At 68.4% G+C, this 24,815-nt stretch carries 23 protein-coding genes; 10 read left to right on the plus strand and 13 right to left on the minus strand.

Annotation, left to right across the window (positions count from 1 at the left end):
* The first annotated feature begins 31 nt into the window (after positions 1-31).
* Both BG90_RS18760 and aac(6')-III read left to right on the plus strand, forming a co-directional pair.
* Positions 32-415 carry a DUF6232 family protein gene (locus BG90_RS18760; protein ID WP_010117893.1) on the plus strand — a complete coding sequence of 128 codons (384 nt, stop codon included), beginning with the start codon at positions 32-34 and terminating at the stop codon, positions 413-415.
* Positions 412-882 (plus strand): tobramycin N-acetyltransferase AAC(6')-III, encoded by a 471-nt coding sequence (gene aac(6')-III, locus BG90_RS18765; RefSeq protein WP_010117892.1) that lies wholly within the window; start codon positions 412-414, stop codon positions 880-882. The genes BG90_RS18760 and aac(6')-III overlap by 4 nt, the downstream gene beginning before the upstream one ends.
* A gap of 257 nt (positions 883-1,139) precedes the next feature.
* Here the strand turns inward: aac(6')-III and dhaL are convergent, their stop codons facing one another.
* From dhaL to BG90_RS18800, 7 genes are all read right to left on the minus strand, one after another.
* On the minus strand, positions 1,140-1,799 hold the full coding sequence (gene dhaL / locus BG90_RS18770) for a dihydroxyacetone kinase subunit DhaL (RefSeq protein ID WP_010107621.1): 660 nt from the start codon (positions 1,797-1,799) through the stop codon (positions 1,140-1,142).
* Entirely contained in the window at positions 1,796-2,800 is a 1,005-nt protein-coding gene (locus BG90_RS18775) for a dihydroxyacetone kinase subunit DhaK (RefSeq protein WP_010107620.1), read from the minus strand. Before BG90_RS18775 ends, dhaL begins: the two co-directional genes overlap by 4 nt.
* Before the next feature lie 4 nt (positions 2,801-2,804).
* Positions 2,805-3,941: an erythritol/L-threitol dehydrogenase gene (locus BG90_RS18780; RefSeq protein ID WP_010117891.1), complete on the minus strand. Its 1,137-nt coding sequence runs from the start codon at positions 3,939-3,941 to the stop codon at positions 2,805-2,807.
* Positions 3,942-4,015: 74 nt separating this feature from the next.
* Positions 4,016-4,786, minus strand: coding sequence for an SDR family oxidoreductase (locus tag BG90_RS18785; protein ID WP_010117890.1), 771 nt, complete (start codon positions 4,784-4,786; stop codon positions 4,016-4,018).
* Positions 4,787-4,797: 11 nt separating this feature from the next.
* The gene (locus tag BG90_RS18790; protein ID WP_025990122.1) at positions 4,798-5,826 is read right to left on the minus strand and encodes a substrate-binding domain-containing protein; all 1,029 of its coding nucleotides are present in this window, start codon (positions 5,824-5,826) and stop codon (positions 4,798-4,800) included.
* A gap of 31 nt (positions 5,827-5,857) precedes the next feature.
* Positions 5,858-6,847, minus strand: a complete 990-nt coding sequence (locus tag BG90_RS18795; protein WP_010117888.1) for an ABC transporter permease — start codon at positions 6,845-6,847, stop codon at positions 5,858-5,860.
* A complete protein-coding gene (locus tag BG90_RS18800) occupies positions 6,844-8,361 on the minus strand; it encodes a sugar ABC transporter ATP-binding protein (RefSeq protein WP_045568352.1) in 1,518 nt (505 codons plus the stop codon). Before BG90_RS18800 ends, BG90_RS18795 begins: the two co-directional genes overlap by 4 nt.
* A 238-nt stretch (positions 8,362-8,599) precedes the next feature.
* On the opposite strand from BG90_RS18800, the gene rpiB reads away from it, so the two are divergent.
* The 3 genes from rpiB (at position 8,600) to BG90_RS18815 (ending at position 12,567) form a co-directional block, all read left to right on the plus strand.
* Positions 8,600-9,094 (plus strand): ribose 5-phosphate isomerase B, encoded by a 495-nt coding sequence (rpiB, locus tag BG90_RS18805; RefSeq protein WP_010107608.1) that lies wholly within the window; start codon positions 8,600-8,602, stop codon positions 9,092-9,094.
* Between the two features lie 34 nt (positions 9,095-9,128).
* A complete protein-coding gene (locus BG90_RS18810; protein ID WP_010107606.1) occupies positions 9,129-10,091 on the plus strand; it encodes a sugar-binding transcriptional regulator in 963 nt (320 codons plus the stop codon).
* A gap of 274 nt (positions 10,092-10,365) precedes the next feature.
* The gene (locus BG90_RS18815; protein WP_025990121.1) at positions 10,366-12,567 is read left to right on the plus strand and encodes a S46 family peptidase; all 2,202 of its coding nucleotides are present in this window, start codon (positions 10,366-10,368) and stop codon (positions 12,565-12,567) included.
* A 69-nt stretch (positions 12,568-12,636) separates the two neighbouring features.
* Here BG90_RS18815 and BG90_RS18820 read toward each other — a convergent pair whose 3' ends face one another.
* The 6 genes from BG90_RS18820 to BG90_RS18845 form a co-directional block, all read right to left on the minus strand.
* A complete protein-coding gene (locus BG90_RS18820) occupies positions 12,637-13,836 on the minus strand; it encodes a porin (RefSeq protein WP_025990120.1) in 1,200 nt (399 codons plus the stop codon).
* A 66-nt stretch (positions 13,837-13,902) separates the two neighbouring features.
* Positions 13,903-14,448 carry an SLOG cluster 4 domain-containing protein gene (locus tag BG90_RS18825; RefSeq protein WP_010117880.1) on the minus strand — a complete coding sequence of 182 codons (546 nt, stop codon included), beginning with the start codon at positions 14,446-14,448 and terminating at the stop codon, positions 13,903-13,905.
* On the minus strand, positions 14,429-15,256 hold the full coding sequence (locus BG90_RS18830; protein WP_025990119.1) for an ABC transporter permease: 828 nt from the start codon (positions 15,254-15,256) through the stop codon (positions 14,429-14,431). The genes BG90_RS18825 and BG90_RS18830 overlap by 20 nt, the downstream gene beginning before the upstream one ends.
* Positions 15,257-15,266: 10 nt before the next feature.
* Complete coding sequence (locus BG90_RS18835) at positions 15,267-16,355, minus strand: extracellular solute-binding protein (RefSeq protein ID WP_025990118.1); 1,089 nt, start codon at positions 16,353-16,355, stop codon at positions 15,267-15,269.
* A 25-nt stretch (positions 16,356-16,380) separates the two neighbouring features.
* A complete protein-coding gene (locus BG90_RS18840) occupies positions 16,381-17,424 on the minus strand; it encodes an ABC transporter ATP-binding protein (RefSeq protein ID WP_010117877.1) in 1,044 nt (347 codons plus the stop codon).
* 4 nt (positions 17,425-17,428) lie between these two features.
* Positions 17,429-18,280: an ABC transporter permease gene (locus BG90_RS18845; protein WP_025990117.1), complete on the minus strand. Its 852-nt coding sequence runs from the start codon at positions 18,278-18,280 to the stop codon at positions 17,429-17,431.
* 166 nt (positions 18,281-18,446) lie between these two features.
* Between BG90_RS18845 and BG90_RS18850 the strand changes: the two genes are divergently transcribed.
* The 5 genes from BG90_RS18850 to BG90_RS18870 all read left to right on the plus strand — a co-directional run bounded on the left by BG90_RS18850 (position 18,447) and on the right by BG90_RS18870 (position 24,614).
* A complete protein-coding gene (locus BG90_RS18850) occupies positions 18,447-19,343 on the plus strand; it encodes a LysR substrate-binding domain-containing protein (RefSeq protein ID WP_010117875.1) in 897 nt (298 codons plus the stop codon).
* A gap of 148 nt (positions 19,344-19,491) precedes the next feature.
* Positions 19,492-19,719, plus strand: a complete 228-nt coding sequence (locus tag BG90_RS18855; RefSeq protein WP_010107581.1) for a hypothetical protein — start codon at positions 19,492-19,494, stop codon at positions 19,717-19,719.
* Between the two features lie 505 nt (positions 19,720-20,224).
* The gene (locus BG90_RS18860) at positions 20,225-22,501 is read left to right on the plus strand and encodes a TonB-dependent hemoglobin/transferrin/lactoferrin family receptor (RefSeq protein ID WP_010117873.1); all 2,277 of its coding nucleotides are present in this window, start codon (positions 20,225-20,227) and stop codon (positions 22,499-22,501) included.
* A 56-nt stretch (positions 22,502-22,557) separates the two neighbouring features.
* Positions 22,558-23,691 (plus strand): hemin-degrading factor, encoded by a 1,134-nt coding sequence (locus BG90_RS18865; RefSeq protein WP_010117872.1) that lies wholly within the window; start codon positions 22,558-22,560, stop codon positions 23,689-23,691.
* Positions 23,688-24,614 carry a heme/hemin ABC transporter substrate-binding protein gene (locus BG90_RS18870; RefSeq protein WP_041281874.1) on the plus strand — a complete coding sequence of 309 codons (927 nt, stop codon included), beginning with the start codon at positions 23,688-23,690 and terminating at the stop codon, positions 24,612-24,614. The genes BG90_RS18865 and BG90_RS18870 overlap by 4 nt, the downstream gene beginning before the upstream one ends.
* Positions 24,615-24,815 lie beyond the last annotated feature (201 nt).

Genomic DNA, 24,815 nt, shown 5'->3' on the forward strand with positions numbered 1-24,815 from the left:
CGCTGCGCGTTTTCCGATTCGCACCCCTTTGATGGAAAACGCCTTCAACGAACGCGGCGTCATGGTCACGCGCAACAGTCTGTCCGCCGCAGGGCAAATCTTCGCGCTGCGAGAGATCCGCGGTGTCGAAGTTCTCGCCGTCAGGAAAAACAAGATCGTTCCGTGGTCGATCTCGCTCATCGGCGTCGCCGCCGCGATCGCGGGCGGCACGCTCGGCACAAGCGCATTGCTCGTTGCGGGCGTGATGCTCATCGTCGTCGGCTACCTCGCATGGACCACGCAGGACGTCACGCATCGGCTCATCGTCGACATGCCGGACGGCAAGCGCGAGGCGATCATGAGCGTCGACCGCGAATTCGTCGAGCGCGTCGCGCACGCGGTGAACGCAGCCCGCTCGGCGAGCGCGGCGACTTGACGCACCCCGCTTCTCTCTTCACGATCCGCGCCGCCGCGGCGTCCGATGCCGCCGTGTGGCGGCAGCTTCGGCGCGCGCTGTGGCCGCATGCGGACGACGCCGAGCACGCGCGCGACGTCGCGCAGCAACTCGACGCGCCGAACCGACACGCGTGCTTCATTGCGTGGACGCCGGACGACGCGCCGCTCGGCTTCGCCGAGGTCGCCGTGCGGCACGACTACGTGAACGGCTGCGACGCGTCGCCCGTGCTGTTTCTCGAAGGCATCTTCGTCGATCCGGCTGCGCGCCGCCGCGGCGCCGCCCGCGCGCTGTGCTCGGCCGCCGCTGCCTGGGGCGCGACACGCGGCTGCGCCGAATTCGCATCCGACGCGCCGCTCGGCAACGCCGTGTCGCACGCGCTGCATCGCGCACTCGGCTTCGACGAAACCGAGCGGGTTGTTTTCTTTCGGAAGACGCTCGCGCGCTGACGCGACGGCGGGCGCGCGCATCGCGACACGCATCGCGACGCGGATTGCAGACGTCGGGCTGCGAGTCGCATCCCGCCTGTCGAACGCCGCGCCCGAATCGCGACGAGCCAAGCGCCAACGCTCTCGCGCCGCGCGGCGCAGCCCGCTTGCGCGATGCCGCCGACTGTCGATCGCCGATCCGGTTGCCGGTTGCCGGTTGCCGGTTGCCGCTTACGCTCGACTCGCCCGCCGCCGATCCGTCGCAGCGGCCTATCCGGTCAGTTCAGCCGCGCGCCGATCGAACTCGCGATGCTGCACAGAATCAGGCAGCACGACACCGCCCCCGCATCGAGCGTGCCGACCGACCGCTCGCCGAGCCGCGACGCCCGTCCGATCTTCGCCTGCAGCCAGCGCGTCGATTCCTTGCCGCGCTCGGCGGCCGCGCTCATCGCCGCGAGCGCGTGCCGAAAATCGTCGCCGGCGCGCAGCGCTTCGTGAAACGCGGCGTCGGCGGGCGCGAGCGTGTCGATCAACGTCTTGTCGCCGACCGTCGCATCGCTGATCGCCCGCAATCCCGCCAGCCCCGCCGACAGCGCTTCGCCGAACAGCGCCGCATCGAGCATGTCGCGCCCCTTCAGCGCCGCCGCGAAATCCATGAAGAAGCTGCCGTAAAGCGGCCCCATCGATCCGCCGATTCCTTCCATCAGCGACGTCGACAATACGTCGAGCGCATCCGGCAGGCTCGTCGCGCCGCGCGCGTCGAGCCGCGCGCCGCACTGGCCGAAGCCCTTGCTCATGTTGATGCCGTGATCGCCGTCGCCGATCGCCGCGTCGATCTCCGACAGATGATCGCGGTTGCGCTGGATCACGTCGACGAGCTCGCGCACGACGAAACCGGCGTCGGCGAGCAGCAGGCGCTGAATGGCGGCGGTGTTCATGCGCGTTCTCCCACGGTAAGGCCGATGCTGCTGCACGGCGCGGCGAACAATTGCTTCAGTTCGTCGTCGAGCCGGGTGATCGTCAGCGTGACGCCCATCATCTCGAGCGACGTGAACAGATTGCCGACGAGACGAAAGCCGATCTTCAATCCGGCCGCCGCGAGCCGCTCCGCTACTTCGGCATACAGAATATATTGCTCCATCAGCGGTGTCGCGCCGAGCCCCGACACGAGCACCGCGACTTCCTCGCCGCGTTCGAGCGGAAAATCCGGCAGCACGATGTCGAGCATCATCTCCGCCATGTCCTTCGCGCTCACCGTGCGCATCACGCGCACGCCGTGCTCGCCGTGATGGCCGATGCCGACCTCCATCTCGCCGTCGGCGATGTGGAAGTTCGCCTTGCCGTTCGCCGGAATCGTGCACGCGGACAGGCCGATGCCGACCGAGCGCGTGTTGTCGATCGCCTTCTGCGCGCTCGCGATCACCGCGTCGAGACTGCCGCCCGCCGCCGCGCGCGCGCCGCCCGCCTTCCACATCAGGATCTCGCCCGCGACGCCGCGACGCTTCGCGCGTTCGTCGCGCGAAGCCGACGCGACGTCGTCGTTCGCGACGACGGTCTTCACGTCGATGCCCTGCGCGGCCGCCATCTTGACGGCCATCTTCACGTTCATGTTGTCGCCCGCGTAGTTGCCGTACAGGCACGCGACGCCCGCGCCGCGATCGGCGCGCTTGAACGCGTCGAGGAAGCTCTTCGCGGTCGGCGACGAAAAGATCTCGCCGACCGCGACCGCGTCGACGAGTCCCGGCCCCGTATAGCCGAGAAACGCCGGCTCGTGGCCCGAGCCGCCGCCCGTGACGACGCCGACCTTGCCCGGCGCCGGCTGCGCGACGCCGATCACGCGCGGATTGTCCGCGTCGAGCGTGAGCGCCGGATGCGCGGCGACGATGCCGCGCAGCATGTCCTCGACGACGTAGTCGGGATGATTGATGACACGATTCATGCAATTAACCTCGCGGATCCAGTACGACCTTCAACGATTGCTCGCCGCGCTCCATCACCGCGAACGCCTCCGCGAAGCGCGACAGCGGAAACGTGTGCGTGACGATGCCGCGCACGTCGATCTTGCGCGATCCGATGAAGTCGATCGCGCGCGGATACATGTATGGGCCGAGGTGCGAGCCGAGCACGTCGAGCTCCTTGCGGTCGCCGATGATCGACCAGTCGACGGTCGCGTCGTCGTTGAACACGCTGAATTCGACGAAGCGGCCGAGCTTGCGCAGCATCGCGAGCCCCTGGCCGACCGCGCGATGATGGCCGGTCGCCTCGATATAGATGTCGCAGCCATAGCCGTCCGTGATCGACCGAATCTTCTCGATCACGTTCTCTTCGCCCGGATTCCACACTTCGTCCGCGCCCATCCTGAGCGCGAGCGCCGCGCGCTCCGGCTTCATGTCGAGCACGATCAGCCTCTTCGGATGGCGCAGCCGCACCGCGCCGATGATGCCGAGCCCGAGCGTGCCCGCGCCCGCGACGACGACCACGTCGTCGAAGCCGACGTTCGCGCGATCGGCCGCATGCAGCGAGCACGACAGCGGCTCGATCAGGATCGCCTCATCGGACGGAATCGAATCGGGCACCGTGTGGACGATCGCCTCCTTCGTGAAGATCATGTACTCGGCCATCGCGCCGTGCACGTTCTTCTGGAATCCGTACAGATCGTGCTTCTGGCACATCCAGTACTGGCCATGGCCGCAGAAGCGGCAGCCCCAGCACGGGACGATCTGCTCGGAGATCACGCGATCGCCGACCTTCACGCCGCGCCGCTCGGCGCCCGGCCCGAGCGCGACGACGCGGCACACGAACTCGTGGCCCGGGATCATCGGCGGCTTCACGTAGCGCGGCTGCACCGCGCTGCCCCAGAACGACGGCGCGCCGCGGAACGTCTTGATGTCGCCCATGCAGATGCCGACGAGCTCCACTTCGGTCAGGATCTCGTCAGGCCCCGGCTTCGGCACCGGCACCTGTTCGAGGCGGTAGTCCTCCGGACCGTGGCAGACCACGGCGCGCATCGTGGCGGGCAGCGCGCCCGCGTCGCTGTGTGCGGCCGCGCGTTGCGGCGGCGCTTCGGCTATCGACGACATGCAAAGTCTCCAGTGTTTTCTTCGGTCGGTTGTCCCGACGATGACGGCGAGGCCGCGCGCGGCCCGCCGCCGCTTCAACGCACGGTGTAGCCGCCGTCGATCACGACGTTCTCGCCCGTCATCATCGCGGCTGCGTCGCTCAGCAGATAGAGCACGAGCGCGGCGATCTCGTCCGGCTGCGCGAAGCGGCCGGCCGGAATCTCGCGCTTCGCGCGCTCGCCGGCTTCGCCCGCCCACGCCTTCTTGCCGAGCTCGGTTTCGACGATCGTCGGCGACACCGCGTTGACGGTGATGCCGTGCGGCGCCCATTCGAGCGCGAGCACCTTCGTCATCCCGACGATCGCGGCCTTGCTCGCGCAGTACGCGACGTGCCGATCGAGGCCGACCACGCTCGCCTGCGACGCGAGATTGACGATCCGCCCGCCTCCGCCGCCCGCGATCATTTGCCGCGCGACCGCCTGCGCGACGAAGAACGACGCTTTCACGTTGATCGCCATCGTCGCGTCCCACGCGGCCTCGCCGACGTCGAGCGCCTTGTCGAGCAGCGCGACGCCGGCGCTGTTGACGAGCATGTCGACGCCGCCGAAGCGCGACGCGACGAGCTCGACCGCCGCCTGCGCGGCCGAGCAGTCGCGCAGGTCGAGCGACATGCCGACGTGGCGCGCGGCGCCGCCTGCCAGCGTCGCGGCGATCCGCATCGTTTCGGGATGCCGATCGACGAGCGCGACGCTCGCGCCGCGTTGCGCGAGCAGTTGCGCGCACGCGTGCCCGATGCCCGCCGCGCCGCCCGTCACGAGCGCGACCCGGCCCGTCAGATCGAACGCCCTGTCCCAGAGATTCGTCATGGCCGCCCCGCTCAACCGCCCGTGACCTGCTTGTAGAGCTGATCGGCATTCGCCGGCGTGACGGGCACCCACGGCAGGATGTAGCGCTTCGCGGTGCCGCCGTCCCACTTCAGATCCTTCGCGTAGCGCTGCCAGATCACCGACTGCGGCTTGTAGCTCGCGCCGACGAGCTGCCGCAGCACCAGGTCGAGCGCGCCTTGCGACTGCGCCTGCGCATCCTGCAGGAACGTCGTGATCTCGCCGCGCTTCGCGGCCTGGATCGCGTCGGGCATCCCGTCGATCGACGTGATCGGAATGTCCTTCGGCGTGAGCCCGCGGTTCTTGATCGCCTGCAGCGCGCCGAGCGCCATGTCGTCGTTCTGCGCGATCACGCCGTTGATCTGCTTCGGATGCGCGTTGAGCCAGTCCTCCATCAGATTCATCGCTTCCGCGCGCGACCAGTTCGCGGTCTTCTTCTCGATCACCTTGATGCCCGGGTATTTCGCGAGCACCTCCATCTCGCCCTTCTCGCGATCGATCTGCGCGGACTGGCCGATCGGCCCCTGGATGATGACGATGCTGCCCTTGCCGCCGAGCTGCTTCGCGAGCGCTTCGGCCTGCAGACGGCCGCCCTCGACGTCGTCGTTGCCGATGTACGGCACCTTCGGCGTCGCGAGCATCGTGTTCGACGCGATGAGCGGCGTGTCGGATGCGGCCGCGCGCGTCGCGACGCCGATGCCCGCCTTCGTGTCGATCGGCACGAACAGGATTCCGCTGTACTGCTGCGTGAGCATCGTCTCGATCTGGTTGTTCTGCGTGAGCGCGTCGTAGTTGCCGTCGAACACCGTGAGCTGCACGGCGCCGCTCTTCACGGCCGGATGCGCCTTGATCTCGCGCACCCAGTTCTGCATGAACTGGCCTTTCATGCCGTACACCGCCGCGCCGACGCGGTACGGCGCGCTCGCCGCGTGCGCCGCGCCGCCCGCCGCCGTGATCGCAAGCGTCGCGCCGAGCACGGTTGCGGCCGCCAAGCGGCCGAGCCAGGTCTTTCGTGTTTGCATTGTCGTCTCCTCCGGATGGGAATGCGCTGCGTCAGCGCTGCTGTTTGCGGGCCACGTCGATGAGCACGGCCAGCACGATGATGAGTCCCTTGGCGATCTGCTGGTAATACGACGACACGCCGAGCAGATTCAACCCGTTGTTGATCACGCCGATCAAAAGCGCGCCGAACAGCGTGCCGACCACCCCGCCCTGCCCGCCCGACAGGCTCGTGCCGCCGATCACGACCGCCGCGATCGCATCGAGCTCGTACGACACGCCCGCCTGCGGCAGCGCGGACGTCGTGCGCGCGGCGAGAATCATTCCGGCGAGACCGGCGAGCGCGCCCGACACGACGTACACCGAGAACACGACCTTGCGCACGCCGATGCCGGACGTCCGCGCGCTCTTCTCGTTGCCGCCGACCGCATACAGATAGCGGCCGTACGTCGTGTAGCGCAGCACCCACCAGCACGCGAGCGCGACCGCCGCGAAGATCAGCACCGGCATTCCGAGCGGGCCGAGCTTGCCGATGCCGAGCGAAAGATAATCGTCGGGCAGATTCGCGACCGGGCTGCCGTCGTTGACGATGTACGTGACGCCGCGCGCGATGCTCAACATGCCGAGCGTCGCGACGAACGGCGGGACGTTGAAGCGCGCGATCGTCACGCCGTTGATCGCGCCGAGCGCCGCGCCGCACGCGACGCCGACCGCGAGCGACGCCGCGAGCCCGTGCCCCGCCGCGCCGGCGAGGCCGCTCACGATTCCCGCGAGCGCGAGCACCGAGCCGACCGACAGGTCGATGCCTTTCGTCAGGATCACGTACGTCATGCCGATCGCGAGAATCCCGTTGATCGACGTCTGCCGCAGGATGTCGCTCCAGTTGCGCCACGTGAGGAAGTACGGGCTCGCGAATGCGAGCACGATGCACAGCACGACGAAAATGATCGGGATGCCGAAGCGGCTCGCGAGCTCCGCGACGTTCACGCGCTTCGGCGCCGCTTCGAGGCGGGTCAGGGTCTGAGTGTTCATGGTCTTGTTCATGAAGCGAGGTGGAGCAGGGATTCCTGGGTGGCGCCGTCGCCCGGGCAGACGGCGGCGACGCGGCCGCCCTTGAACACGGCGATGCGGTCGCTCAGATACAGCAGCTCGGGCGCCTCCGACGACACGACGATCACCGCGCCGCCGTTGCGCGCGAACGTGTCGAGCAGCCGATAGATTTCCTGTTTCGCGCCTTCGTCGATCCCGCGCGTCGGCTCGTCGCACAACAGCAGCACGGGCTCCGTCGACAGGCATTTCGCGAGCACGACCTTCTGCTGGTTGCCGCCGCTCATCGCGGCCACCGGCATCCGCAGCGACGCGGCCTTGATCCGCAGCCGCTCGACCATCGATTGCGCGAGGCGGCGCACGAGCGCGCGCCGGATCACGCCGCCGCGCGACAGGCGCCGGTACGCGGCCATCGCGATGTTCTCCTGCACGCTGCCGGACAGCACGAGGCCCGAATCCTTGCGGTCTTCGGTGACGAGCGCGATGCCGGCGCGGATCGCCTGCGCGGGATCGCCTTGCGGCAGCGGCTCGCCGCCGAGCGTCGCGGTGCCCGCGTCGGGCCGCGTGAGGCCGTACACGCAATTGAGGAATTCGCTGCGGCCCGAGCCCATCAGTCCGTAGATGCCGAGAATCTCGCCGCGCCGCACCTCGAGACTCACCGCTTCGAACTCGTCGTCGCGCGTGAGCCCGTCGACCGCGAGGCACGGCTCGCCGTGCGCGGGCCGGCGCGCCTTGTCGACGACGGGCATCTCGCGGCCGACGATCGCGCGCACGAGATGCGCGCGATCGATGTCGGCCATCCGGCCGCTCTCGACGTACGCGCCGTCGCGAAACACCGTGTAGTCGTCGGCGATCTCGAACAGCTCGCTCAGGCGATGCGACACGTAGATGATCCCGGCGCCGTGCGCGGTGACGTTGCGGATCGCGGCAAACAGCGTCTCGGTCTCGCGCTCGCCGATCGCGGACGTCGGCTCGTCCATGATCATCACCTCGCAGTCGTGGCTGAACGCCTTCGCGATCTCGACGAGCTGCGTCTGCGCGAGGCTCAGCCGATGCATCGGCGCGCCCGCGTCGATCGCGAAGCCGAGGCGGTCGAGCAGGTCCTGCGCGCGGCGCTTCAGCGTCCGGAAATCGACGACGACGCGCGCGCGGGTCGGCTCGCGGCCGAGATACAGGTTCTCGGCGACCGTCATCCCGGGCACCGGCGACAGCTCCTGCGTGATGATCGCCATCCGGTTCGCGAGCGCTTCGGCGGGCGACGCGAAGTCGACGTCGCGGCCGTTCAGCCGGATCGTGCCTTCGTCGCGGCGCAGGAGCCCCATCAGGATGTTCAGGAACGTGGATTTTCCGGTGCCGTTGCCGCCGCACAGCGCGTGCACGCGTCCGGCCGTGAGGCTCAAGCGTCCGTCGCGCAACGCGCTCACGCCGTTGAACCGCTTCGCTACCTGGCTTGCTTCGAGCAGAACAGGAGTCACTGTCGTATCCCGGAGGGTGAATGAACTTTTGATCATTCACGATGATTTGATACAGCTTGACCGCATGGTAATCATCGGTTTTTTGGAGTGTCAATTACTGGTAAACGCTGACCACCATCACAATATCATCACTAATTATTTGATTTTCAAAGAATTTATTGATCAGAACAGGCACTTGAGCAAAATTTCACCCTTTGCCAAATGTTCAGACAGGTCGTTATAATTGCTCAACACCGCACATTTGTGCATTCAACCTGCCCTCCGGAGGTCCACCATGAAAGTGGCGATCGGCTGCGACGAAGCGGCCTACGCGCTCAAGGAGTCGATCAAGCGGCACCTGCGCGCGACGCATCCCGAGGTCGAACTGCTCGACTTCGGCACGCACAGCGCGGACGAGGCGGTGCTGTATCCCGACATCGCGATCGAGGTCGCGCAGCGGGTCGCGGCGGGCGAGTTCCCGCGCGCGATCCTGCTGTGCGGCACGGGCATCGGCGTCGCGATCTCCGCGAACAAGGTGCCGGGCATCCGCGCCGCGCAGTGTCACGACACCTATTCGGCCGAGCGCGCGCGGCGCAGCAACGATGCGCAGATCCTCACGATGGGCGCGCGCGTGATCGGCACCGAGCTCGCGAACAGCATCGTCGACGCGTGGCTTAGGGCAGAATTCGACGGCGGCCGCTCGCAGCCGAAGGTGCAGCGGATCGCCGATTACGAACGCCGGACGGGCCTCACCCAGGCCGGTCCGAACGACGCGCACTGCGGCTCATGACGCCGCGCGGCGCGCCGCTCCATTCCACTACGACATGACGAACGAAGAACTCACGCAACTCGCGAAGTGCTATTACGTCGACGGGTTGACCCAGGAGGAACTCGCGCAGAAGTTCGCGATCTCGCGCCCGAAGGTGGGCCGGCTGCTGAAGCGCGCGATCGAAGAGGGCATCGTCGAGATCCGCGTGCGCCATCATCCGCGCGCGGTGCAGGATCTCGAGCAGGAACTGGTCGCGCGCTTCGGGATCCAGCGCGCGATCATCTCGGTCGATCACAAGGATCAGGACAGCCAGCGCGAACTGCTCGCGGGCCTCGTCGCGAGCTATCTCGACCGCGTGCTCGCCGACGGCGCGATCGTCGCGGTCGGCATGGGCCGCAACGTGAGCGCGGTGTCGCGGCACGCGGTGTCGACGACGCAGCGCAACTGCTCGTTCGTGTCCGCGATCGGCGGCTCGTATCGCGGCGGCGAGACGATGAACGCCGACCACATCTGCCGGCGCCTCGCCGCGCGCTTCGGCGGCGAGAGCGAGACGCTGTATGCGCCCGCGCTCGTCAACGATCCGCAGCTCTTCACCGCGCTGCTCGAGAACGACGTCGTGCGCCAGTCGCTCGACAAGGCGCGCCGCGCGTCGATCGCGCTCGTCGGGATCGGCGACATTCTCGAGGACAGCAACATGGTCCGGATGGGCTGGTTCACGCCCGAGGAGATGGCGGAGGCGAAGCGCGCGGGCGCGGTCGGCGACATCATGGGCTACGACTTCATCGACATCCACGGCCGCCCGGCGACGACGATGCTGCGCGGCCGCGTGATCGGGCTCACGCTCGAAGACCTGAAGCGGATTCCCAACGTGATCGCGACGGCGAGCGAGCCGACGAAGGCGACGGGCATCCTCGGCGCGCTGCGCGCCGGCGTGATCAACACGCTGGCGACGACGCAGTCGATCGCGCAGACGGTGCTGAGCCTCGCGCAGGCGACCGAGACGGCGACGGCGGAATAAGCAAGTCGCGTCGCCGCACCCCGGCCGACAGGCGCAACCGCCTGGCTCGCCTGAAAGCACGGCCGCGGCGGCGCGTCGCTCGATCGATCGACGAGCGAAAATTGAGAACGCCGCCACAGCCGCTACACTGTCGCGCGGCGCCTCGCCGCGCGCTTCACCCTGCTATCGCTTCATCAGCTTCCGCCGTTGCGGCGTACCCATCCGCACGGCGCCGTCCGCCGGCGCGCTCACCCGTGCGCCGGCGCCCGCATGCCAAGAACAATCCGAGGAATACATGCGATCACCCGCGTCACCCGCATCGTCCGCCGCACGCGCCCTGCTGTTCGCCTGTGCGCTCGCCACGAGCGCCGCCCATGCCGACGAAGGCATGTGGCAGCCGCCCCAACTGCCCGGTCTCGCCAACACGCTCGAACAACGCGGCCTCACGCTCGACCCACGCAAGCTGTCGACGCTGACCGCGTGGCCGATGGACGCCGTCGTCAGCCTGGGCTTTTGCACCGCGTCGTTCGTGTCGCCGGACGGGCTGATCGTCACGAACCACCATTGCGGCTACGGCGCGCTGCAATACAACTCGACGCCGCAGAACAACCTGATCGAAAACGGCTTTCTCGCGCGGCAGCGCGGCGAAGAGCTGCCTGCCGATCCGACGCAGCGCGTGTACGTGACCGAGCAGATCCGCGACGTCACCGACAAGATCGATGCGGCGCTCGCGCCCGGCGTCACGGGCTACGCGCGCTACGCCGCCATCGACGCCGCGAAGAAACGCCTCGTTCGGGACTGCGAACAGCCCGGCTATCGCTGCGACGTCCACACGTTCAGCGGCGGCCACAGCTATCAGTTGGTCCGGCAGCGCGAAATCCGCGACGTGCGGCTCGTCTACGCGCCGCCGCTGTCGATCGGCAAGTTCGGCGGCGAGATCGACAACTGGATGTGGCCGCGCCATACCGGCGACTTCAGCTTCCTGCGCGCGTACGTCGCGAAGGACGGCAGCGCCGCATCGTATTCGAAGGGCAACGTGCCGTATCGTCCCGTGCATTGGCTGACGGTCAATCCGGGCGGCGTGAACGCGGGCGATTTCGTGATGGTGGCCGGCTATCCGGGGCGCACCGAGCGCTATCGGCTCGCCAATGAGTTGCAGAACGCGATCGACTGGCGCTATCCGACCGAAATCCGGATGGCAAAGGATCAACTCGCGATCATCGACGCGGCGAGCAGGAAAGACCCGGCGATCGGCGTGCGCTACGCAAACCGCGTCGCCGTGCTCGACAACATGATGAAGAACTTCGAGGGCAATCTCGACGGGCTCGCGCACAGCTCCGCGCTCGCGGACAAGCGCGCCGACGAGGCCGCGCTCGATCGCTGGCTCGCCGCGCGGCCGGCGGACGGCCAACTCGACGGCGCGGGCCTGAAGGCCGATTTCGATGCGCTTCGGCAGCTCGTCGAACGGCAGAAGCGGCTGCGCGAGCGCAATTTCGTCGGCGAACTCCTGTCGAATGCCGGGCTTTATCAGGCATCCTACAAGATCGTCCGGCTCGCCGACGAAAAGCAAAAAGCCGACGACATCGAACGCGAAACGGGCTATCAGAAGCGCGACGAGATTCGCATCGCCGGCGAGGAACAGCGGCTCGATCGCACGATGGATCCGGACGTCGATCAGCAGATCTTCGTCTACGCGCTCGAGCGCTACGTGAAGCTGCCGGCCGGCCAGCGGCTCGCCGCGCTCGACCGCTGGCTCGCGGGCGCGGCGGACGACGCGGCGCTCGCGCGCAAGGTCGCCGATCTCTATCGCGGCACGAAGCTCGCCGACACCGCCACGCGGATGCGCTGGCTCGACGCGACGCCCGCGCAAATCGCCGCGAGCGACGACAGCTGGCTCATGCTGATGCACGCGCTGATGCCGGACCTGCTCGCATACGAGCGCGAACAGAAGGCGATCGCCGCCGACGATTCGCGGCTGCGGGCCCGCTACATGACCGCGCTGATCGCATTCGAGCAGTCGCGCGGCCACCCCGTCTATCACGACGCGAACAGCTCGCTGCGCGTGACGTTCGGCACGGTCCAGGGCTATGCGCCGCGCGACGGGGTCCGCTATGCGCCGTTCACGACCGTGGAGGGCATCGTCCAGAAGCAGACGGGCGTCGAGCCGTTCAACGCGAGCGCCGCGCAACTCGCCGCGATCCGCGCGCGCGCGTTCGACGGCTTCGCGTCGCCGACGCTCGGCACGCTGCCCGTCGACTTTCTCGCGAATCTCGACATCACGGGCGGCAATTCGGGGTCGCCCACGCTCGACAGGAATGGCCGGCTCGTCGGTCTCGCGTTCGACGGCACCTGGGAAGGCGTGAGCTCGGGCTGGCACTACATGCCGGATATGAATCGCTCGATCCACGTCGACGTCCGGTACATGCTGTGGGCGATGCACCATCTCGATCGCGCAGACAACCTGCTGAACGAGATGCGGGTGAACGTGACGCACTGAACGCGATGCGCGGACACGCATCGCGCCGGCCGCCCGCGCCCGGCGGCCGGCGCGTGAACGCGCCGCGCGTCAGAACGTGTGACGCATGCCGATGCGCACGAGCGTCTGCGTGTCGCCCGCCGACGAGATGCCGTTGCCGACGTCGCCGACCGACGCCGTCGCGCTCACGACGTTGCCGTACGGGTCGAGCGTCTTGCCGCTCGCCTTCTGATAGCCGACGAGGCCATACAGCGCGGTGCGCTTCGACAGGTAATAGTACGACGCGAAGTTCACCTGATGATATTTCGGCGCGGACTGCCCGTCGATCGAGCTGCCGCGCGTGAAGTCGTAGCCCGTCGCGACGCGCAGCTCGGGCGTCGCCTGCCACGACACGGTGCCGCCAATCGAGTTGTACGTCGCGGTGCCGTTGAACGTCGAGAACGAGCCGGACTTGTACTGCGTGTTGCTGTACGACAGCCCGAGCGTCACCGCGCCGATCTGATAGGTGCTCGCCGCCGCGACGATCTGCATGCTCTTCGACGATGCGAAGCCCTCGTTGATCGACGAACCGAACGTGCCGTCGTACGAGCCCGTCCATGCGCCGCCGTTCGCGCCGTACGCGTTCGTCGCATACAGGTACGCGGCGCCGATCGAGAACGGCCCGTTCACGTACTGTCCGCCGACGCTCCACGTATTCTGGTTCTTCACGCTGCCGGCCTGATTGCCGAAGCCGTACAGCGCGCCCAGCGTGAGGCCGCCGAACTTCGGGCTCACGTACTTGATCGAGTTGTTCTCGCGCGACTGGTTGTCGATGTTGTCGAGATCGCCCGGATGCGCGCCCATGCCGGTCAGGAACGTGCCCGCGCTGATCGTGCCGACGAAGTCGACGATCGGATCGTACTGGCGGCCCATCGTGAGCGTCCCGTAGCGCGCGCTCGACAACCCCATCCACGCCTGCCGCCCGAACATCCGCCCGCCCTGCCCGGCCTGTCCCGTGCCGATGTTGAAGCCGTTCTCGAGCTGGAACACCGCCGCGAGGCCGCCGCCCAGATCCTCCTTGCCCTTCAGCCCCCAACGGCTGCCCGACCAGGTGCCGCTCGCGAAGCTGTAGCTCGACTCGTTCCGGTAGCTGACGGGCGAGCCGAGTGCGCCCTTGCTCTGCGCGATACGCTGGTCGCTCGTATAGCCGAGCCCCGCGTCGACGATCCCGTAGAGCGTCACCGTGCCCTGCGCATGCGCGCCGACGCACACGCTCCCCGTCACCAACAATGCCACTGCCGCTTTTTTCATGGATAGGATTCCTGCCAGATTGAATCAAAACGAATGACGCGCTTCATCTCCAAACCCTCGACGCGGCTAGGCCGAATCGACGAGCCATTGCGCGACGCGCGCGAGCAGTGGATCCGGCGCGTCGAAGTTCTCGACGCCGGCCACTTGCGGCGCATCGCAAATCGTGAAAACCGGCTTGCCCCACTGCAAGCCGAGCGCGATCTCGGACAGCGTGCCGAGCCCGCCGCCGACCGCGATCAGACACAACGACGCGCGCGCGATCAGCGCATTGCGCGTAATGCCGAGCCCCGTCGGCAACGCGACGCTCAGATGCGGATTCGCACCTTCGGCGTCGTCCTCGGGCAGCAGGCCGATCACGAAGCCGTTCGCGCGGCGCGCGCCGCGCGCGGCCGCTTCCATCACGCCGCACTTGCCGCCGCCGACGATCGCGATGCCCGTCGCGGCGAGCGCGTGCGCGATCGATTCGGCGACGCGCATTTGCTCGTCGGTCGCGACGCGCGGACCGATCAGGCCGACCGGCATCAGATGACGCCGCGCCCCCTGCTGGCGCAGCGCGACGCGCGCGAGCGCGTCCATCGCGTCCGACGGGCGTTCAATGATGTCGTCGCGCAACGTATTCCCCCATCGCGAGCACGCAGGTGCACAGCGCCGTCAGCACGATCGACAGCACGGCGGCCTGCGAGAAATCGGTCTGTCCGTCGGACAGCTTCAGGTACATCAGGAGCGGCAGGATGTTGATCTGCGTGCCGGCGAGCGCGAGCGCGGTCCCGTAGGTGCCGAGCGCGATCGCGGTCACGAGGCACCACGCGGCGGCCATCGACGGCCACAGCTCGCGCCACGCGACGTCGAGCCACGCGCGCCACGGCTTCGCCCCGAGCGTCATCGCCGCTTCGAGCGGACGCCGGTCGAGATTCGCGAACGCGGGAAACAGCATCAGCGCGACGCGCGGAATCAGGTAGTACGCGTACGCGACGACGAGGCCGAACGTCGTGTAGATCACGCCGCCGACCTTCGCCGCATCCGCGCCGAGGCCGGCGAGCAGCGTCGTCACGAAGCCCGCGCGGCCGAACGTCAGAATGAAGCCGTATGCGATCACGAGCCCGGAGAACGCTAGCGGCACGCCGAGCAGCGCGAGCGACCAGCGGCGCCGCGCGGGCGTCTGGTCGGCGAGCGACAGCGCGAGCGGCACGCCGACGCACGTCGACAGCGTGCCCGTGCCCACCGCGAGCGCAAGCGAGCGGCCGATCGCGTCGGCGACGAGCGGATCGCGCAGCACCGCGGCGAACGCACGGCCGCCTTCCGCGAACGCCGCGCTCACGAGCGCGGCGAGCGGCAGCGCGAAGAACAGCGCGAGCAGCCCGCCCGCCGGCGCCGCGCCGAAGCGGCGCAACAAGCCGCGGTCGAGAGACGATCGTTGCACGTCGCGCTCCTTACTGTCCGAGCGTCGCTTGCGACCACAGTCTGTCGACTTCGGCCTTGCGCGCGGCGGCCTTCGCGACGTCGAGCGGGCGCACCTGCGGCGCGTTCGGCATCTTCGCCGCGACGTCCGGCGCAAGCGCGACGCCCGACACCGCGGGCCGCACGTAGCCGCGCGCGAAGAGCGCCTGGCCAGCCTCGCTCATCACGAAGTTGAGCCATAGCTGCGCGGCCGCGGGGTTCGGGCCGTTCTTCACGAGGCTCATCGCGTACGGCGCGGATACGCTGCCGTCCTGCGGAATCACGACGTCGACCGCATCGCCCATGCCGTCCGCGTACTTCGCCTTCAGGCCGTCGTTCTCGTAGCCGATCAGGATCGGAATCTCGCCCTTGACGAACTTCGCGTAGGGCGTCGTGCCTTCGACGCGCAGCACGTTGCCCGCGTTCTTCAGCTTGCCGAAGAAATCGGCGCCGGGCTTCGGATTGTCGACGCCGCCGCCGAACGCGGACGCCGCCGCGAATACGACGACCTGCCCCTGCCCCGTCGAGCGCGGATCGAGATAGACGACCGCATTCCTGTACTCGGGCTTCAGCAGATCGGACCAGCGCTGCGGCACGTTCTTCACGAGCTTCCGGTTGACGAGAAACGCGACGTTCAGCGAATGCACGGTGAACCAGCGGCCGTCGGCGTCGCGAAACACGGGTGGCAGCCGATCGAAGTTGATCGGCTTGAACGGCGCGACGACGTCCTTGCCCGCCGCTTCGAGCGCCGACGCCGCGAAGTAGTACGCGGTGTCCGCCTGCGGACGGCGGCGCGACTTGTCGAGCGCGACGACGGTCGCGGCCGAGCCGATGTCGTTGTACGTGAGCTCGACCTTCGGGTAGCGCTTGCGGAACTCCGCGAACAGCGCCTTCCAGTTCGCCCATTCGGGCCCGGTGTCGAACGACACGACGAGCCCTTCGTCGGCGGCCTTCGCATAGAGCGCGTCTTCGCCCGCATAGAGCGGCGCGGCATGCGCGCCGTTCGCGGCGAGCGTCGCGCAAGCGCAAAGCGTGAGCGCGATGCGGCGCATCGCCGTCAGGAATTGTCGACCTGCAAACATCATGAATCTCCGTTGAACGAATCAATCATTGCGCGGCCGTCGCCGCGGGCAGTACGAGCAGATGGCGCGGCTCGATCGCGATGCCGCGCGCGGCGAGCACGCGGCCTTCGCACAAGAGCGGCTCGGCCGCGCCGTGCGGCACGAAGTCGTAGCGATGCGTCGCGCCGAAGTAGCGGACCTCGCCGAGCGCGCCGCCGATGCGGTTCACGCAGTGCTCGGGCGGATCGGGCTCCACGTGCTCGGGACGCACGAGCACGTCGACCTCGGCGCCCGGCCGATGCGCGCCCGTGTCCGCGCACAGCATTGCGAAGCGCACGTCGACCGTGCCGCTCGAGCGCACGCGGCCGCGCAGGATCGTCGAGTGGCCGATGAAGCGCGCGACCTGCGTCGATACCGGACGCTCGTACAGGCTGCGCGGCGTGCCGACCTGCAGCACGCGCCCGCCGTCGACGATCGCGACGCGATCCGCCATGCTGAGCGCCTCGTCCTGATCGTGCGTGACGAACAGCGTCGTCGCGCGGCACGCGCGCTGCAATGCGCGGATCTCATCGCGAAGCTGATGCCGGATGCCGGCATCGAGCGCGGCGAGCGGCTCGTCGAGCAGCAGCACGGCGGGCTCGATCACGAGTGCGCGCGCGAGCGCGACGCGCTGCTGCTGGCCGCCCGACAGTTGCATCGTGCTGCGCGCCGCATGCGCGGCCAGGCCCACGCGCTCGAGCATCTCGAGCGCGCGCCGCCTGCGCTCGGCGGCCGCGACGCCGCGCATGCGCAGGCCGTACGCGACGTTGTCGACGACGGACAGATGCGGAAACAATGCGTACTGCTGAAACACCATGCCGACTTCGCGTCGCCACACCGGCACGCCGGCCACGTCGGCGCCGCCGATCACGATGCGGCCGCTGTAGCCGTTCAGCAGTCCCGCGCTCAGGCGCAGCAGCGTCGATTTGCCGGAGCCGCTGCGCCCGATCACGGCGAGCAGTTCGCCGGGCTGCGCGTGCAGCGTGACGGCGTCGATGCCGTGCGCCGCGCCGGGATAGCTGAAACTGACGTTGTCGAATTCGAGACTCATGGCTTCACTTCAGTCGTTGCACGGTGTGGATCGATGCGAGCGTCGCGAGCACGGCGAGCAGGAGCAGCACGACGGTCGCCGCGCAGGCGATGCCGGACGCGCCGTAGAACGCCTGCAGCAGCACGACGGGAAAATTGCGATAGCGAAAGCCCGCGATCAGGTTCGATACCTGGAATTCGCCGATCGACAGCGCGGCGACCATCACGAGCCCGGAAAACAGGCTCTGCCGCAGATTCGGCACCACGATCGTGAAGAACTGCCGCAGCGGCGGCGCGCCGAGCGTCGCCGCACAGGCTTCGAGCTTCGCGAGATCGAGATGGCGCAGGTCGCTCAGCAGCGTCTGCAGCAGATACGGCAGCGTCAGCACCGCGTGCGCGGCGATCATCAGCGGCAGCGTGCCGAGCCACGGCAGCGCGTCGCCGCCGAAGATCACGATGTAGCCGAAGCCGAGCGTGAGCGCCGGCACGCCGATCGGCATCAGCATCACGACGCGCGCGGCGATGCCGCGTCCCGCCTGTGCGCTGTGATGCAGCGCGTAGGCGAGCGGCACGCCGACGATCGCATTGAGCCCGCAGCACGCGAGCGCGACGACGAAGCTCACGCCGAACGCGCGTCGAAAGCTCGAATCGGCGGCCAGCTCGGCGAACCAGCGCCACGTGAAGCCGACTGGCAGCAGCGTATTCGTCCAGCTCTGCCCGACCGAGCCGGTCAGCAGCAGCGCGATCGGCATCAGCAGATACAGCGCGAACAGCGCGACGATGCCGTTGACGACGACGGCGCCGAACGACGGACGGCCTTTTTTGCTGCGACGTATCGGAATACCGCCGGCGAGCACCGGGGCGGTGGGTGAGCGCATGACTGGTCCCGTTGGCGACGAAGGGTTGCGGCGCGCGAAAAGCCCGTCGGAGCAGGCGTTTCGCGCATCGTTGTGACGGCCGCCAGTTTGTCCGCGCGACATGGCATCGTCATGAAAAAAACGTACAAACTCCGCATCACTCTTTGCATCGACGGAACACTTCGCGATGAAGCACCTGTATCCGAACGTCGCCGAGCTGCATGCATTCGCCAGTTCTGCCAAACATCTGAACTTTTCGTACGCGGCGCGCGAGCTCGGCTTGACGCCGAGCGCGGTCAGCCGGCAGATCGCGAGCCTCGAGGCGCTGCTCGGCGTGAAGCTGTTCGTCCGCGAAGGCCGCAACCTCGCGCTCACGCGCGCGGGCCAGGTCTATCAGGCGCGCGTCGGCGGGCCGCTGCGCGAGATCGGCAACGCGTCGCTCGAATTGCTGAGCGCGCGCGAGGACAGCGATCTGCTGACGATCGCGAGCGTGCCGACGTTCACGACGAAATGGCTCGTGCCGCGCCTGCCGCGCTTTCTCGAGACCGCGCCCGACGTCACGCTGAGCTTTCGCCGCCATCTCGCGCCGGGCGACCCGTTCCCGTTCGGTCTCGACGCGGCGATCCGCTATGGCGACGGCCGCTGGGAAGGCGTCCAGTGCGACTATCTCGACGGCCGCACGTTCGTGCCGGTGTGCGCGCCGGAATTCGCCGAGCGCTACGCGCTGCGCGCGCCTGCGGACGTCGCGGCCGCGCCGCGGCTCGTGCACGAGCAAGCAGAATGCGCGTGGATCGCGTGGATGGACCGGCATCGCGTCGCGCACATGAACGCGCTCGCCGGCCCGCGCTTCGAGCAATACTCGGTGCTGATCCAGGCGGCGCACGCAGGGCTCGGGATCGCGCTCGTCCCGGCGTTCCTGATTCGCGATCAGCTTGCATCCGGCACGCTCGCGCAGCCGCTCGACGCGCCAGTCGACGTCGACGAACAAGGCCACTATCTGTGCTGCGCGCCGGAACGGCTGGACGCGAGCGACTCGCTGCGGCGTCTGCGCGCGTGGATGCTGAGCGAGTGCGGGCGCGCTTGACGCGCGCATGATCGCCCTTGAGCCCGCGAACGCCCGAACGCGACGAATGCGCGCGGGACTCGGCTTTTGCACGCGACGGACCTAGTATGAAGAGATGGGCGGCCCGCGATCCCGCGGCGCCGCTTTCCCTTCTTCGACGGAGATCGGCATGAACGTCCAGGCGCTGTCCGGCATGCTTCACGCTCAGGAATTGCTGCTCGTCTCGCTGATTCGCGCGCTTCCGCTCGAGACGCGCCAAGCGCTCGCCGACGAATTCGACCGGCAGATCCAGCTCGCGGAGACGTCGCACCTCGACGCTCCCCGCGATCGGGAAGCGCACGAGGCGTTTCTGACGCACGTGCGCAAGCTGCTGATTCGGCTCGAGTCGATGGCGTGACACGCGAAAGCGCGCGCCGGCCGCACCGTCGCGCGTCGTCGCGATGCACGCGGATGACGGCCGCAAGCGTGCCGATCGTCGGAGCTTGACCCGCCTGCCATCGGCGCGCAATCACGCGGGATAGCGCAGATAGCCGCATCGCGATCCTTGTTCGCACGCCGCAGGCGGGCGCCGTTCGGGCCCGCGCTGCATGCGGCCTCGCGCGCGCTCATCTTCGAAGGCGTCGGCCGAGGCAGACCGTTAGTTGCAAACAACGCCGCCGCCGATCCCGGGCGGCGCGGCCACGCACGCCGGATTCGCCGATTTCCCGCACGATGCGCAAGCCGCTTTCTCCAATTGAATTGCGAATGATTCTCAATTACACTCTCCATTCGTTTCAACGAACCGTTCCTTTCATCCTGCCCGCGCCGTGAACGGCGCGCGGGCGCCAGCCAGGTGCACGCGTCACCCAGCCAGCCTCCGGGCTAATTCGTCACTGGGAGACCAAACCGTGCATCAACCTCTGTTGGCGCGGCGGCCGCTTCGCGCCGCGCTGTTCGGCGCTTTCGGCATCTATGCGGCAGCCGCGCGCGCCGCAGGCGCCGCTTCCGAACCTGCCGCCGCCGCACCGCCGTCCGCCGCATCCGCGCCGCATGCGACGATCGCGGCCGCGCGCACCGGCACGCAAGCGCTCGACCCGATCACCGTCACCGCGACGCGCACCGCGTCGGCGGCGAGCCGCACCGCGGCGAGCGTGTCGGTGATCACCGATTCGGACCTCGAAGAACAGCAAGCCGACAACATCAAGGACGCGCTGCGCTACGAGCCGGGCGTCACCGTGCGCCGCACCGCGTACCGCCCGGCGAACGCCGCGCTCGGCGGCGGCCGCGACGGCGATTCGAGCATCAACATTCGCGGCCTCGAAGGCAACCGCGTGCTGCTGATGGAAGACGGCATCCGGCTGCCGAGCGCGTTCTCGTTCGGTCCGCTCGAAGCGGGCCGCGGCGACTACGCCGATCTCGATACGCTGAAGCGCATCGAGATCCTGCGCGGCCCGGCGTCGTCGCTGTACGGCAGCGACGGCCTGACGGGCGCCGTCAACTTCATCACGAAAGATCCGTCCGACCTGCTGTCGATCTATCGCAAGAAGACCTACTTCTCGTTGCGGCCGAGCTATGACTCGGTCGACCGCAGCGTCGGCGCGACCGTGTCGGCCGCCGCCGGCAACGATCGCGTGCAGGGAATGCTGATCGCGTCGGGCCGCCGCGGCCACGAGGTCGACACGCACGGCGACGACAACGCCGCGAGCACGAAACGCACGACCGCGAATCCTCAGGACGTCTACACGGAATCGCTGCTCGGCAAGCTGACGATCACGCCGACGTCGCGCGACACGTTCAAGTTCACCGCCGAGACGGTGCAGCGCCGGATCGACACGAACGTGCTGTCGGCGATCAACCCGCCGACGACGCTCGGCCTCGCCGCGAACGACAAGCTCGAGCGCAACCGCTTCAGCATCGATTACGACTTCCGCGACGACGCCGCGCACTGGTTCCAGACCGCGCACGTGCAGTTCTACTATCAGGAGTCGAAACAGGATCAGGACTCGTTCGAGACGCGCGGCGGCCGCCTGCAGTCGCGTTCGCGCTCGAACCACTACAGCGAGCGCGCGTTCGGCGGCTCCGCGTTCGCCGAGAGCGGCTTCTCGACCGGACCGCTCGCGCACAAGCTGCTGTATGGCGTCGACGGCAGCATCGATCGCATCAAGAGCCTGCGCGACGGCGCCGTCGCGAGCCCCGGCGAATCGTTCCCGAACAAGGCGTTCCCGGACACCGACTACACGCTGCTCGGCGCGTTCGTGCAGGATCAGATCGGCTTCGGCAAGCTGCTCGTCACGCCGGGCCTGCGCTTCGACGCTTATCGGCTGAGTCCGACGACGGGCGATCCGCTCTTCGCCGGCAAGACGGTCAGCTCGAGCGACCATGAGCTGTCGCCGCGCGTGTCGGTGCTGTACCAGGTGACGCCCGCGCTGATCCCGTACGTGCAGTACGCGCACGGCTTCCGCACGCCGACGCCCGATCAGGTCAACAACAGCTTCTCGAATCCGCTGTACGGCTACACGTCGATCGGGAATCCGAACTTGAAGCCCGAGACGAGCGACACGCTCGAAGCGGGCCTGCGCGGCACGCTCGGCACGGGCTATGGGCCGGTGCGCTACAGCGTCGCCGCGTTCGCCGGCCGCTATCGCAACTTCATCTCGCAGCGCACGATCGGCGGCAGCCGCCGGCCGAACGATCCGCTCGTGTTCCAGTACGTGAACTTCGCGAACGCGCGCATTCACGGCTTCGAGGGACGCGCGGAGTGGGTGATGCCGAGCGGCTTCACGCTGAAAACCGCGATGGCGTTCACGAAGGGCACGACGCAGGACAACGGCGCGGCGAGCGAACCGCTCGACACGGTCAATCCGTTCTCCGCGGTGTTCGGCGTGCGCTACGAGCCGGGCGAGCGCTGGTTCGCCCAGGCCGACCTGCTGTTCCAGGCGGGCAAGCGCGGCCGCGACGTGTCGTCGGACGCATGCCGGGAAAAGAGCTGCTTCACGCCGCCGTCGTCGTTCGTCGTCGACCTGCGCGGCGGCTATCGCTTCAACAAGCATGTGAGCGCCTATCTCGGCATTCACAACCTGTTCGATCGCAAGTACTGGAACTGGTCGGACGTGCGCGGCATCGCCGCCGATTCGAACGTGCTCGACGCATACACCGCTCCGGGCCGCAGCGTCGCGGTCAGCATGAAGGTGGATTTCTGATGCGGCCCGCACGCTTTTCTCTCTTACGGCCAATCCGGCAATCGAGGATCTCCGACATGATGAACACCGCCGCTCCCGCCTCTTCGTCGAACCGCGCGCTCGCGCCGGACGAACTGCGCGACGCGTTCCTGCATCTGAAAGAAACCCGCAAGCTGCGCAATCGCGACGTCGCGCAATTGCTCGGCATCAGCGAAGGCGAGGCGCTCGCGGCGTTCGCGGGCGATCGCGTCGTGCGGCTCGAGCCGAGCTTCGTCGAGTTGTTCGAAGAGATGCCGCGGCTGGGCGGCGTGATGGCGCTCACGCGCAACGCGGCCGCCGTGCACGAGAAGGACGGCACGTTCGAGCAGATGAGCCATGACGGCCCGGTCGGGCTCGCGCTCGGCGCGATCGATCTGCGGATCTTCTACCGCAACTGGGCGGCGGGCTTCGCCGTCTACGAGCCGACCGCGCACGGCGTGATGAAGAGCCTGCAGTTTTTCGACGCGCAAGGCGACGCGGTGCACAAGGTCTATCTGCGCAAGCACAGCGATCATGACGCGTTCGACGCGTTCGTGTCGCGCTGGCGGATGCCGGTGCAGTCGCCCGCGTTCGCGGTCGAGCCCGCGCCGCCCGCGTTCGTCGAGCGGCCCGACGGCGAAATCGACGCGGCGGGCCTGCGCGACGCATGGGACGCGATGACCGACACGCACCAGTTCCATGGCGTCGTGCGCCGCTTCGGCGTCGCGCGCACGCAGGCGCTGCGGCTCGCCGGCACGGCGCGCGCGCATCGCGTCGCGACCGACGCGACGCGGCGCGTGCTCGAGCGCGCCGCGCAATCGCGGCTGCCGATCATGGTGTTCGTCGGCAATCGCGGGATGATCCAGATCCATACCGGCCCCGTCACGAACATCCGCCGGATGGGCGCCTGGATCAACGTGCTCGACGAGGATTTCAACCTGCATCTGCGCGAGGATCTCGTCGCGTCCGCGTGGGCCGTGAGAAAGCCGACGAGCGACGGCATCGTCACGTCGGTCGAGCTGTTCGATGCGGCGGGCGACAACATCGCGATGCTGTTCGGCGCGCGCAAGCCGGGACAACCGGAGCTGGCAGGCTGGCGCGAGCTGGTGCGCGCGCTGCCGGCGATCGAGGCCGCGAGCGCGGCGGACTCGGCGGACGCCTCCGGCATGACCGATACCGAGGCCGCGCGATGAGCAAGCCGTCGCGCATCGATGCACGCCGGCGCGCATGGCTCGCGGGCACGGGCGCGCTCGTGTTCGCGGCCGCGCATCCGGGCGCGTTCGCGCGCGCGCCGGCGAGCGCGCCGCCGAAGCGCGTGGTCGCGATCGGCGGCGCGCTCGCCGAGACGATCTACGCGCTGGGCGGCGCGCGAACCACGCGCTACGAGCTCGTCGGCACCGACACCACGTGCACGTACCCGGACGCCGCGCGGCGCTTGCCGAAGATCGGCTATCAACGCACGTTGTCCGCGGAGGGATTGCTGTCGCTTCGGCCCGATCTCGTGCTCGCGTCGGCGGAGGCCGGGCCGCCCGCCGCGCTCTCGCAACTGAAGAACGCCGGCGTGACCGTCACGACATTCGACGAGGCGCACGACGTCGAATCGGTGCGCCGCAAGATTCGCGGAATCGCGCAGGCGCTTTCGCTGCAAAGCACGGGCGACATGCTGCTCGCGCGCTTCGATCGCGACTGGCTCGCGGCGTGCGCGGCGGTCGACGCCGCCCCGCCGCGCGCGTCGCAGCGCACGCCCGCGCGCGTGCTGTTCGTGCTCAACCATACCGGCAACCAGGCGCTCGTCGCCGGCCAGCAGACGGCCGCCGACGCGATGATCCGTTACGCGGGCGCGCACAACGCGATGCAGGGATTCGATCGCTACAAGCCGCTGACCGCGGAAGCGCTCGTCGCGGCGGCACCCGACGTCGTGCTGATCTCGGACGAGGGCTTGCAGGCGGTCGGCGGACGCGACGCGCTCGTCGCGACGCCCGGCTTCGCCGCGACGCCGGCCGGACGCGCACGCCGCGTCGTGTCGCTCGACGCGCTGTTCCTGCTCGGCTTCGGACCGCGTCTGCCGCAGGCGGTCACTGCGTTGCAGCGCCGGTTGAACAGCGTGCTGGCCTGAGCATGCGAGATCGGCCATGTCCGCATCGATTCGTCGCGACGAACCGCATCGCGCATCGATCGCTCGCGATCGTTCGGTTTCCTGAAGTCGTCGTCACGCATGCCGACGTCCGATCCGCCGCAATCGGTTCGCGCCGCTTCGCATCGCGCGAAACGGCCGCCGCCGTACGGCGCGCGGCACATATCGGCCACTTCGCGCGTG

Origin of the sequence: Burkholderia oklahomensis C6786 (assembly GCF_000959365.1) — a bacterium.
Classification (GTDB): domain Bacteria; phylum Pseudomonadota; class Gammaproteobacteria; order Burkholderiales; family Burkholderiaceae; genus Burkholderia; species Burkholderia oklahomensis.